This is a genomic window from Streptomyces sp. NPDC079167 (genome assembly GCF_040686735.1).
In the GTDB taxonomy this organism is placed as follows: domain Bacteria; phylum Actinomycetota; class Actinomycetes; order Streptomycetales; family Streptomycetaceae; genus Streptomyces.
In genome coordinates, this window is record NZ_JBFBLO010000024.1 from 73,724 (window position 1) to 85,308 (window position 11,585).

10 protein-coding genes are annotated in these 11,585 nt (G+C 73.0%); all 10 read left to right on the forward strand.

The window, feature by feature from the left end; all coding sequences use genetic code 11:
- Positions 1–122: 122 nt before the first annotated feature.
- The 10 genes from AB0P41_RS33280 to AB0P41_RS33325 are packed head-to-tail and all read left to right on the forward strand — an operon-like array spanning position 123 to position 11,357.
- Positions 123–1,379, forward strand: a complete 1,257-nt coding sequence (locus AB0P41_RS33280) for an ATP-grasp domain-containing protein (protein ID WP_365935846.1) — start codon at positions 123–125, stop codon at positions 1,377–1,379.
- Positions 1,376–2,215, forward strand: coding sequence for a DUF364 domain-containing protein (locus AB0P41_RS33285; protein ID WP_356714584.1), 840 nt, complete (start codon positions 1,376–1,378; stop codon positions 2,213–2,215). Before AB0P41_RS33280 ends, AB0P41_RS33285 begins: the two co-directional genes overlap by 4 nt.
- Positions 2,212–3,297, forward strand: coding sequence for a pyridoxal-phosphate dependent enzyme (locus AB0P41_RS33290; protein ID WP_365935848.1), 1,086 nt, complete (start codon positions 2,212–2,214; stop codon positions 3,295–3,297). The genes AB0P41_RS33285 and AB0P41_RS33290 overlap by 4 nt, the downstream gene beginning before the upstream one ends.
- Positions 3,294–4,361: an enolase C-terminal domain-like protein gene (locus AB0P41_RS33295; protein WP_365935850.1), complete on the forward strand. Its 1,068-nt coding sequence runs from the start codon at positions 3,294–3,296 to the stop codon at positions 4,359–4,361. Before AB0P41_RS33290 ends, AB0P41_RS33295 begins: the two co-directional genes overlap by 4 nt.
- Entirely contained in the window at positions 4,358–5,632 is a 1,275-nt protein-coding gene (locus AB0P41_RS33300) for an MFS transporter (RefSeq protein ID WP_365935852.1), read from the forward strand. The genes AB0P41_RS33295 and AB0P41_RS33300 overlap by 4 nt, the downstream gene beginning before the upstream one ends.
- A complete protein-coding gene (locus tag AB0P41_RS33305; protein ID WP_356714588.1) occupies positions 5,629–6,468 on the forward strand; it encodes a class I SAM-dependent methyltransferase in 840 nt (279 codons plus the stop codon). The genes AB0P41_RS33300 and AB0P41_RS33305 overlap by 4 nt, the downstream gene beginning before the upstream one ends.
- Positions 6,465–8,057, forward strand: coding sequence for an ABC transporter substrate-binding protein (locus AB0P41_RS33310; protein ID WP_365935853.1), 1,593 nt, complete (start codon positions 6,465–6,467; stop codon positions 8,055–8,057). Before AB0P41_RS33305 ends, AB0P41_RS33310 begins: the two co-directional genes overlap by 4 nt.
- Positions 8,054–9,007: an ABC transporter permease gene (locus AB0P41_RS33315; RefSeq protein ID WP_365935855.1), complete on the forward strand. Its 954-nt coding sequence runs from the start codon at positions 8,054–8,056 to the stop codon at positions 9,005–9,007. The genes AB0P41_RS33310 and AB0P41_RS33315 overlap by 4 nt, the downstream gene beginning before the upstream one ends.
- Entirely contained in the window at positions 9,004–9,813 is an 810-nt protein-coding gene (locus tag AB0P41_RS33320) for an ABC transporter permease (protein WP_356714591.1), read from the forward strand. Before AB0P41_RS33315 ends, AB0P41_RS33320 begins: the two co-directional genes overlap by 4 nt.
- Positions 9,810–11,357: an ATP-binding cassette domain-containing protein gene (locus AB0P41_RS33325; RefSeq protein ID WP_365935857.1), complete on the forward strand. Its 1,548-nt coding sequence runs from the start codon at positions 9,810–9,812 to the stop codon at positions 11,355–11,357. The genes AB0P41_RS33320 and AB0P41_RS33325 overlap by 4 nt, the downstream gene beginning before the upstream one ends.
- The last annotated feature ends 228 nt before the right edge of the window (positions 11,358–11,585 follow it).

The window sequence follows — 11,585 nt, forward strand, 5'->3', positions numbered from 1 at the left end:
GCTGTTTTAGATGACAATGAAAACGATTGTCGATAGCGTGTGTGCGGTCGGGCCGGAAGTCTCCGCGTCAGGGGTGGCCTCTGCCTGCCCGCAACACCGACGCACTGTGAGAAGGGGAGCTCGTGGCTCATCTGTTGGTTGTCGAGAGCTGGGTCGGATCGATGAGCAGACTGCTGCCGCGGGCCCTGGGGGAGGGCGGTCACCACTTCACCTTCCTCACCCGCGATCTGCACCACTACCTCCGGGCGGCTCCGGAGGGAGCGGGGCATCCGCTGCTCACCGCCCGTAACGTCGTCACGGCACCCACCAATGACGTCGACACGCTGCTTCCCCAGGTCGAACGGCTGCACGGTGCACTGAGCTTCGACGGAGTGGTCACGTCGTGTGACTACTACCTGCCGACAGCCGCGAGGATCGCCGCCCTGCTGGGTCTGCCGGGCCCCTCGGCCGAAGCCATGGAGAACGCCTGCCGCAAGGACGCCACCCGTCGTGTCCTGGCCGCCGCCGGAGTCCCCGGTCCCCGCTTCGCGGTGTGCGCGGACGGGGCGGAGGCCGCGATGGCCGCCCGGGACATCGGCTATCCGCTGGTGGTCAAGCCCGTGGACCTCTGCGCGGGCATGCTCGTACGCAGGGTCGACGACGCGGAACAACTGGCCGCGGCCTGCCGTGCACTGGCGGGCTTCCCGCGCAACGCCAGGGGACAGCGGCGCGCACCCCACGTCCTGCTCGAGGAGTTCCTCCACGGACCCGAGGTGAGCGTCGAGACCGTGACCTACCGCGGCATGGCGCACGTCGTCGGCGTGACGGACAAAAGTGTCGGCGGAGCGCCCGCCTTCGTCGAGACCGGCCACATGTTCCCGGCCGCCCTGGAGCCGGACGACCTGGCCGCCGCAGCCGGCACAGCGGTGAGCGCCGGGGCGGCGCTGGGGCTCGACGACGTCGTGGCGCACACCGAGGTCAAGCTGACGGCCGACGGCCCCCGGGTCGTGGAGGTCAATCCCCGCCCGGCGGGCAACCGCATCACCGAGCTGGTCCGCCACGTCACCGGGATCGACCTCGCCGCAGCCTGCGTCGACGTGGCGCTCGGCCGGGAACCCGACCTTCGCCGCCATGACACGGGACTGCGCAGTGCGGCCATCGGCTTCCTCGTCCCCCGAAGCGCCGGCACCCTCGCATCCGTGGAGGGCGCCGACGGTGTGCGGGACGCCGACGGGGTCCTGGAGGTCCAGGTCGCCGAGGCCGGCCGCACGGTCGAGGAGGCGGACAGCAACAACGCGTACCTCGGGCACATCATGGCGGGCGACGCCGACGGGCTCGGCGCGCGGGCCCGTGTCGAGGCGCTGCTCGCGGACGTACGCCCCCGGCTGGTGCGCTCATGACGACGGTCCCGCCCGACCGGGCACCGTGTCTGGGCACCCTCCTCCAGCGGGCGCTCCACGGTGAACTCGGCCCTGACCCCCTGACCCGCCGTATCGCCGTCGCCTTCACGACGTCCCAGGCCGTACGGCACGACGGGCGGCGGGGCGGATACCGCAACGAGGTCCTCAGCCTCCGGCTCGGCCGCGCCGTCGGGTCGTGCGCGGTCGAGCCCGGGGCGCTTCCCGCCGGAACGGTCGAGGAATGCGCCGGCGCGGACGTGGCCGCGCTCCTCGCCCACCCGCTGCTGCCCGTACGCGTCGCGGCACTCGACGCCTACCTGATGGACGCCGTGCCGCACACGCCGTCCCACGGGGCGCAGCCGGTGACCATCCCCGCCGGAAGCTCGCTGGAGCGCTCGCAGGCGCGGGCCGCCGCCGTGACCGACCTGCTGGACCTGGAGCCCGGCTCCACCGTCCTGGTCGTCGGCGTGGTCAACTCCCTGCTCGCCGAACTCCGTTCGCGCAGCCTCACCGGAATCCCCTGTGACCTGAAGGGCGGCACCACCGAGTGGGGTCAGCCCATCACACCGGACGCCCTCGGGGAGATCGGCCACTGCGACGCGGTGCTCGCCTCCGGCATGACGCTCGGCAACGGAACCTTCGACCCGCTGCGCCGGAGCTGCCAGGAGCACGGCAAGCCACTGGTCATGTTCGCGCAGACCGGAAGCGCGGTCCTGCCCCGCTTCCTGGGCGCCGGAGTGACCGCCGTGTGCGCGGAACCGTATCCCTTCTTCTGGCTCGACGGCGGGCCCGGCACCATCCACCGCTACCGCGCGGACGACGGAGGCACCTCGTGACCACGGCATCCCTGCCCGCCCTCGCCCCCAACCGCGAACTCCTCTCCCTCCTCGGCCGCACCCCGCTGGCCAGGATCACCACCGGACTGCCCCTGCCCCACCCCGGCTTCTGGGCCAAGCTCGAAGGACACGCCGTCGGCGGGATGAAGGCACGGGCCGCCGTCTCCATGCTCCTGGGCGCCGAGGAACGCGGCAAACTGCTGCCCGGCGCACCGGTCGTGGAGTCGACCTCCGGCACACTCGGCATAGGACTCGCCTTCGCCGGGCAGGCGCTCGGGCACCCCGTCGTGCTCGTCGGCGACAGCGAACTCGAACCCTTCATGCGGCAGTTGCTCCGCTCGTACGGCGCACGCCTCGAAATCGTCGACCGCCCCGCCGCACACGGCGGCTGGCAGGGTGCGCGCCTGGAGCGACTGCGCGACCTGCTCGGCCGGCTGCCCGGCGCCTACTGGCCCGACCAGTACAACAACCCCGACAACACGGCGGGTTACGCCTCGCTCGCTGCCGAACTGGCCACCCAGCTGGACCGCCTCGACATCCTCGTCTGCAGCGTCGGCACCGGGGGCCACAGCGCCGGGATCGCCGGACCACTGCGCAGACACTGGCCCGGCCTGCGCATCGTCGCCGTCGACTCCATCGGATCCACCATCTTCGGCCAGGCCGCCGCGCCCCGGCTGATGCGCGGTCTCGGCAGCAGCATCCACCCGCGCAACGTCGCCTACGAGGCCTTCGACGAGGTCCACTGGATCGGTCCGGCCGAAGCAGCCGACGCCTGCAGGCGCCTCGCCCGGGGCAACTTCGTCAGCGGCGGCTGGAGCACCGGCGCCGTGGCCCGCGTCTCCGCCTGGGCGGCCCGCACCCATCCCGGGGCCGCCGTCGCCACCGTCTTCCCCGACGGGCCCCACCGCTACCTTTCCACCGTCTACGACGACGACTTCATGACCGCCCACCAACTGGACCCCGCCCGCGCGGCCGGCACCCCCGTCGACGTCCCGCACCCACGCGCCCCGCAGACCGGGGGCTGGTCCAGGTGCACCGACGTCACCGATCCGCTGGCGGAACGACTGGAGAGGAAGCCGTGAAACTCACCCAGCACACCGTGCGGCTCGTCCTCGCCGAGCCGCTGCGGATCTCGCGATCGACCATGACCGCCCGCGACGCCGTACGCCTCACCATCGAGCACGAAGGGCTCAGCGGTCACGGAGAGGCCGTCACCAGCGTCTTCTACGGCCTCGACACGCCCGCCCTGCAACGCCTCGCCTCCCGAACCGGGGAGCGGCTCACCCGCTTCGCCGGACCGGAGACCGCGCTGCACGCGCTGCGCGTCGGCGAGCTCTCCCCAGCCGGCACCCCGGCCGCCGTGACCGCCGCCACCGAGGCCGCCCTCCTCGACCTGGTCGGCAAGCGCACCGCCACCGCCGTCCACCGCTTCCTCGGCTCTCCCGCCGCTCCGAGGGCCGCCACCGCCCGCACGATCTCCCTCACCTCCCCGGGGCGGGCAGCCGCCCAGGCCCGCAGACTGGCCGACGCCGGGTTCTCCGTCATCAAGATCAAGGCGGGCGACCCGGACGAGGAGACCGACCTGGACCGGGTACGCGCCGTCCGCGCCGCCGCACCCACCGCCCGGCTTCTCCTCGACCCCAACGGCGCCTGGTCGGCGGGACAGGCACGCAGGCTTCTGCCCCGGTTCGCCGAACTCGGCGTCGAAGCCGTGGAACAGCCCCTCACCCCCGGCGACCCGGAGGCTCTCGCGCGGCTCGCCGCCCGCTCCCCCGTCCCCGTCATCGCCGACGAGGACGCGGTCACCTACGAGGACGCGCGGCGGCTCGCCGGACGCGTCCAGGGCATCAACGTCAAACTCGCCAAATGCGGCGGTGTCCACGCCGCACTCCGCATCGCCGCCCTGATCGAGGGCAGTGGCACGGACCTGATGCTCGGCTGTCTGACCGCCAGCACCCTGGGCATCGCCCCCGCCGTCCACATCGCCGACCGGGCCCGCTGGACCGACCTCGACGGCCACCTCCTGCTCGCCCACGACCCATGGACCGGAATCGGCGGCGACGACGGCTTCGTGGCCGCCAACGGACACCCCGGGCTCGGCGTACAACCCCGCGCAGAAGCCAGGGTCTGGAGCGCCGCCTCATGAGGACCCTGCGCGAGATCCGCGGCTTCCCGCTCGCCATCCGACTGCTGCTGGTCAATCAACTCGGCGTCAACACCGGCTTCTACCTCCTCATCCCCTACCTCGCCACCCACCTCGGCGACAACCTGGGCATGTCGGCGGCCGTTGTCGGCATCGTCCTCGGGGTACGCAACCTGAGCCAGCAAGGCCTCTTCCTCATAGGCGGATCCGCAGCCGACCGGCTCGGCGCCCGAGGCGTCATCATCGCCGGCTGCGCGATACGCACCGTCGGCTTCGCCCTCTTCGCACTCGGTGACGGGCTGCCCGTGCTGCTCGCCGCCTCCGTGCTCAGCGGAGTGGCCGGCGCTCTGTTCAACCCCGCCGTCCGCACCTACCTCGCGCAGGAGGCGGGGGAGCGCAGAGCCGAGGCCTTCGCCCTGTTCAACGTCTTCGCGACGACCGGTGCCCTCATCGGACCGCTCCTGGGCAGCGCCCTGCTGCTGGTCGACTTCCGGGCGTCCGCCCTCACCGCCGCCGGAATCTTCGCCCTGCTCACCGTCGCCCAGGCCCTGGTGCTCCCCGCCCGTGACGTGCCACCGGCCACGGGCAGTGTCACCTCCGACTGGCGCGAAGCCGTCGGCAACCGCCCCTTCCTCGCCTTCGCACTGGCGATGGTCGGCATGTTCACCCTGGAGAACCAGCTCTATCTGCTGCTTCCGGCCGGCGCCCGGCAGGCCACCGGCTGGGACGGAGCCGCCGGCCTCGTCTTCCTCGTGGGGACGGTCGCGGGCATCGCCTTCCAGCTGCGGATCACCCGCGCGCTCAAGAGCCGGGGGACCAGAGGACGCTGGATCGCCACCGGCATGGTGCTGATGGGACTCGCCTTCGTACCGCCGATGCTCGTCGCGGGCACGGAGACACCACCGGACGGCGCCCTGGACGCCACCCTGCGCGCCCTGCCCGTGCTGACCGGCGCCCTCCTGCTCCACCTCGGCGTCATGACCGCACAGCCCTTCGTCATGGAGCTGATCCCGGGCTTCGGCCGGCAGACGCTGACAGGCACGTACTTCGGCATCTTCTACGCGGTCTCCGGCATCGCGGCGGCCGTCGGCAACGCGGCGGTCGGCTGGACGATGGACGCCGCCCGGAGGGGCGGGGACAACAGCCCGGCCGAGCTGCTCCCCTGGGCCTGCTGTCTCGCGGCCGGGCTCGCCTCCGCGGCGGGGGTGACCTGGCTGCACCGCAAGGGCACCCTGCCGGGCACGCGGCCCGCGCCTGTGGCGGTGACGGCATGAAGCACCGTACGGGGAATCTGCTCACCGACCGCCCCGAGCTGTACGAGGCCAGATTCCCGGACCCCGGGCACCTGGCCGGGCGCTGGGCGGAGGACCTCCTGCGACGCCACGGAGCCGGACCGGCCGTGCTCGACCTGGGGTGCGGGACCGGCCGGGACGCCGCCGTCCTCCACCGCGCCGGACGGCGTGTCACCGGTGCCGACCTCTCCGGCACCATGCTCGCCCACGCCCGCGCCCACCACCCGGGCCCGGAGTACGTACAGGCCGATCTCAGCCGGTTCGATTTCGGTCAGCGGGTCTTCGACGCCGTGGTGTGCCTGGACAGTTCGCTGCTCTACTGCCACACGAACGAGCAGCTGGACGGCTTCCTGGAGTCCTGCCGGCGCACCCTGGTGCCCGGCGGCCTGCTGGTCGGTGAGATGCGCAACGGCGCGTACTTCCTCGGCCGGGACGCACCCCCCGCCGCGCCCGCCGTCTCCCGCTTCACCTGGCACGGCACGACGTACCGCTCGACCACCGCACTGCGCGTCGACCGCGCCGCCCAGCTCCTGCGGCGCACACGCGTCTGGACCACCGACGACGGCGGTCCGCCCGTCGAGGAGCACTCCGCGTGGCGGCTGCTCCTGCCCCAGGAACTGCGCCACTTCCTCACCGCGCACGGCTTCGACGTGCTCGCCCTGCACGACGGCCCCGGGCCACGCACCGAACCGGCCTGGCAGCCGGGAGCCCTCCCCGGTACGGCGGCCGACGGCGACCGGCTCCACGTCGTCGCGCGGAAACGGGGACCGGCGTCCACCGGCAATTCAGCACATCGAGCAACGGGAGAACAGCCATGACCGCATCAGCCGACAGACACGAACGCTTCCCCGGCCTGCGCAGGCGCGGATTCCTCGCCGCCGGGGGAGCCGCAGGGCTCGGCGCGCTCGCGCTCGCCGGATGCTCCGCGCCCGCCGCCACCGGGGCCGGCTCCGGCAAGGGCGACGGCACCCCCCGACGCGGCGGGCGGGTGCGCGCCGCCTTCGCCGGGGGCGGCGCGAGCGAAACCCTCGACCCGCACCTGGGGAACCTCTTCGCCGACGCGGCCCGCGGCAAGGCCCTCTTCGACAAGCTCGCCGACTACGGCGCCGACCTGGCCGCGGTCCCACGGCTGGCCGAGACATGGGAACCGAACGCCGGCCTCGACCGCTGGACCATCACCCTGAGGGAGGCGGAGTTCCACGACGGGAAGCCCGTGACGGCCGCCGACGTCCTCTACAGCTACCGCCGCATCGCGGACCCGGCGAAGGCGTACCGCGCCCGCGCCTCCCTGGAGCCCATCGACCTGAAGGCGAGCCGCGCCAAGGGGGAGCGGACCGTGGAGTTCGTGCTCAAGCGGCCGACGGCCGAATTCCCCAACGTGATGGCCGCCTTCGGCACCTTCGTCGTGCAGGACGGCGCCACCTCGTTCGACCGTGAGCCCATCGGCACCGGCCCCTTCCGTTTCGTCTCCTTCGCCCCCGGCCGGTCCACCGTCCTGCGGCGCAACGACACCCACTGGGAGGGCGCCCCCCACCTCGACGAGCTCGAATTCGTCGTCGCCAACGAGGAGTCCGCCCGCGTCAACGCCCTCCTCGGCGGCCAGGTCGAATACGCGCACGAGCTCAACCCCGCCACCGGACGTGCCCACGAGAAGGCCGGCGCCGTCGAGATCGTCCGGCTCCGGAACAGCGCCATGCAGGCTTTCGCCATGAAGACCGACAGGCCGCCCTTCGACGACCCCCGGGTCCGCGAAGCCTTCTTCCTCATCGCCGACCGCGAGGAACTGGTCAACGGTGCCCTGTCCGGCGCGGGCGAGAAGGGCAACGACCTCTTCGGCAAGGGATACGAGTACTACGCGGACGAACTCCCCCAGCGCGAACAGGACATCGCCCGTGCTCGCAGTCTGCTCAAGCAGGCGGGTGCGCAGGACCTGAAGGTCACACTCGACACCTCCGCCGTCGCCGCCGGTTTCACCGAGGCCGCCGGCATCTTCCGGGACCAGGCGGCACGCGCCGGAGTCACCGTCGACGTACGGATGGGGAGCAAGGACTCCTACTGGAAGGACATCCTCGACTCCGGCACCCTGTGCTGCTACCGGTCCGGGGCCATGCCCATCGAGTCCCACATCTCCCAGCGGCTGCTCACCGACTCCACCACCAACGCCACCAGGTGGCAGGACAAGAACTTCGACGCGCTCTACCGGGAGGCCCAGTCCACCAAGGACAGGACGGCCCGGGCGGCCCTCTACGGACGGATGCAGCGACAGCTGCACGCCGAAGGAGGCTTCCTCGTCTGGGGCTTCGGCGACTGGATCCTCGGCACCTCACGCTCCCTGCGCGGTGTCGCGCGCGAGGCACCCGCCAACACCCTGGACTGGGCACGCTTCGACAAGGTCTGGCTGGCGTGAACGGACTCCGTTCCTGGATCGCCCGGCGGCTGCTCCTCGGCGTCCTGCAGACCTCGGCCGTCGTGCTGCTGGTCTTCGCGCTCACCGAGGCGCTGCCGGGCGACGCGGCGGTGGCCTTCGCCGGCGACCAGCCCGACCCGCAGCGCATCGCGGCGGTCCGCGAGGCGATGGGGCTCGACCGGCCCGCCCACGAACGGCTGGCGGAGTGGGTCATGGGGCTGCTGCACGGCGACTTCGGCACCTCGCTCACCTCCGGACGGCCCGTCGCCGGATTCCTCGCGGACGGCTTCGGCCCCACCCTGCTCCTCGCCACCGTCGCCGTCCTCCTCCTCGTCCCGGTGGGGGTCGGGCTCGGGGTACTCGCCGCCCGCCACGAAGGGCGGCTCACCGACCGGCTGATCAGCTCAGCGACCCTCGGGGTCTACGCGGTGCCCGAATTCGCCCTCGGAATCCTGCTGGTGAGCGTCTTCGCCCTGCGGCTCGGCTGGTTCCCGCCGACCGCCGTCGGCTACGGCACAGGGCTGCTCGCACACCCCTCGGTGCTCGTCCTGCCCGTCCTGGTCCTGCTCGCCCGGCCCGTCTGCTCGCTGGCCCGCCTGGTCAGGGCCGGCATGATCGAGGCGCTCGCCGCCCCGTACATCGCCCACGCCGAGCGGTACGGGATCTCCGGTGCCCGCATCCGCTACGGGCACGCCCTGCCCAACGCCCTGGCCCCCGCCACGCAGCAACTCGCCCGCACCATCGACTGGCTGCTGTGCGGCGTCATCGTCGTGGAGGCCCTCTACGTGATCCCCGGACTCGGCACCGTCCTCATGAACGCCGTGGCCGACCGTGACATCCCCGTCGTGCAGGGACTCGCGGTGGTCTTCGGTCTCGCCACCGTCGTGCTCAACCTCGGCGCCGATCTCGTCACCCACCGGCTCGCACCCCGCTCGGGGGTGGCGGCGTGAAGCGGTTCGGCAGATACGGACCCGGGGCGGCCGTCGCCGCGGTCCCGCTCGGCCTCGCCCTGGCCGGCCCGTTCCTCGTAGGAGAACCCTCTGCCCGCGCCGCCTCCTTCACCCTCGGCGGCGGCCACCTCCTGGGCACGGACTTCGTCGGCCGGGACGTCGTGCACCAGGTGCTGCTCGGCGGCCGGCCCGTGGTCCTCGTCGCGCTGGCGGCCACGGTCCTCGCGTACCTCGTCGCCCTGCCGGTCGGTCTGATCAGTGCGCTCACCCACCGGCGGTGGCTGGAGGAAGCGCTGATGCGTCCGCTGGACGTGCTGCTCGCCGTTCCCTCGCTGCTCATGGTTCTGCTGGTCGCCGCCGTCTTCCCGCCCGGAACGGCGGGTCTCGCGCTGCTGGTCGCCTTCGTCTCCGTCCCGGACACCACCCGGATCGTCCGGGCCGCCGCCGCCGAGGCGGCGTCCCGGCCCGCCGTCGAGGCCCTGCGCATGCAGGGGGAGAGCTGGTGGCGCCTCGCCGTCGGATACGTCGGGCGGTCCATCCTGCGCACCCTGGCCACCGACGCCGGAATCCGGCTGACCGGCGTGCTCTACCTGGTCGCCACCGCCGCCTTCCTGGGCATCGGGGTCGCACCGGACGCCGCCGACTGGGCCGTGATGGTCGACCGCAACCGGACCGGACTGCTCATCCAGCCCTGGGCGGTCGTCGTGCCCGCCCTGCTCATCGTCGCACTCACCATGGGCAGCAACCTGCTCGTCGACGCCGCCATGGAGAACCGCACCCCGCCCCGGAAGGGCCGCCGCCCATGAACGAGAACCCCGTGATCGCCTCCGTCACCGGGCTGACCGTCGAGGTCGACGGGCGGACGCTCGTCGACCGGCTCTCGCTCCGGATGAGGCAAGGCACGGTCACCGCCCTGGTCGGGGCGTCCGGCAGCGGCAAGACCACGACCGGCCTCGCCCTGCTCGGCGAATTCCCCGCGGGCGCGCGGGTGACGGGCGAGGTGGCCGTGCACGGTGCCCGGATCGGCTACGTCCCCCAGCATCCAGCAGCGGTCCTCAACCCGGCCCGCCGCACCGGCGCCCTCCTGCACGACATGGCGCGTCAGCAGGTGCGGGACCTGCCCCGGCCGCAGCGCCGCGCCGGGGCTCGACAGCGCGTCACCCGGGCTCTCGCCGACGCCCAGCTCGACGGCGGCGAGGAGGTGCTGGGCCGGTATCCGCACCAGCTGTCCGGCGGCCAGCAGCAGCGCGTCGTCCTGGCGCAGGCGTTGCTGCTCGGCGCCCGTGTCATCGTCGCGGACGAGCCCACCACCGGGCAGGACGCCCTGACCAAGCGCCGCATCGTCGACCAGCTCGCGGCGGTGACGGCCCGCGGCATCGCCGTGCTGCTGCTCAGCCACGACCTCGACGTCGTACGCGAACTGGCCGACGAGGTACTGGTGATGCGCGCCGGCCGCGTGGTGGAGCAGGGGACGGCCCAGCGGATCCTGGACGCCCCCACGCATCCGTGGACCAAGGAACTCCTCGCCGAACCGAGGACCCTGCCGTACGCGGACCCCGGGCGCACCGGCGCGGAACTGCTGAGCGTCAGCGGACTCACCGCCCGCCACCGCACCGGCGGCGCCCGCGTCCCCGTGCTGAGCGTGGACCGGCTCTCGCTCCGCACAGGCGAATGCCTCGCCGTCGTCGGACGCTCGGGCAGCGGGAAGACCACCCTCGGCCGCTGTCTCGCGGGGCTCCACCGCGACCACACGGGGCAGATCCTGCTCGACGGCACCGCGCTGCCGCGCAGCCTGCGGGACCGCAGCCGCGAGCAGCTCGCCGCCGTGCAGTACGTCTTCCAGGACGCCCGGGCCGCCTTCGACGAACACCGGCCGGTCCTCGACCAGGTGGCCCGCACGGCGGTACGCCTGCACGGCACCGGACACCGGGAGGCGACGGCGGAGGCCCGGCGTGTGCTGACCGATCTCGGACTGGACGAGGGCCTCGCCGGCAGGCTGCCGGGCCGGCTCTCCGGGGGCGAACTCCAGCGTGCGGCCCTCGCCAGAGCCCTCCTCGCGCGGCCCAGGGTGCTCGTCTGCGACGAGATCACCTCGGGGCTGGACCCGGTGGCGCGGCGATCCCTGCTGGACCTGCTCGCCACGTCGGTCCGCTGCCAGGACGGTCCGAGCGTCGTGCTGATCACCCACGACCTCGACACCGCGGCCCCGGCCACCCGCGTGGCGGTGCTGGACGGCGGAGAGGTGGTCGAGGAGGGGCCCCGGGAACGGATACTGACCGCTCCCCGGCACCCGTTCACGGTCTCACTGCTCGGTGCGTCGCGGCGGCGGGGGACCGCCCTGCGCCCCTGAAGCGGAAGCGGGGCCCGCTGGAAGCGGAACCGGGGCCACCTGTCCGGGACGTACACTCGGCCCATGGGTCGGACCGGCGTCACAGGGAAGTGCCTGCACAAGGCCGCCCCCGGTGTGCCCGCGAGCCACCGCCTCGCCCTGCACGGACACGGCTAGCGACCTTCGGCGGTTGTCACCGCCCGTCCCGCCTCCTCACCGTGTACGCGCTCCACCTCGTACGCGCTCCAC

Bases quoted from the DNA above. Each gene is read 5' to 3' on its own strand.
- AB0P41_RS33300 (WP_365935852.1), top strand. From the start codon at position 4,358: ATGAGGACCCTGCGCGAGATCCGCGGCTTCCCGCTCGCCATCCGACTG.
- AB0P41_RS33325 (WP_365935857.1), top strand. From the start codon at position 9,810: ATGAACGAGAACCCCGTGATCGCCTCCGTCACCGGGCTGACCGTCGAG.
- AB0P41_RS33305 (WP_356714588.1), top strand. From the start codon at position 5,629: ATGAAGCACCGTACGGGGAATCTGCTCACCGACCGCCCCGAGCTGTAC.
- AB0P41_RS33310 (WP_365935853.1), top strand. From the start codon at position 6,465: ATGACCGCATCAGCCGACAGACACGAACGCTTCCCCGGCCTGCGCAGG.
- AB0P41_RS33285 (WP_356714584.1), top strand. From the start codon at position 1,376: ATGACGACGGTCCCGCCCGACCGGGCACCGTGTCTGGGCACCCTCCTC.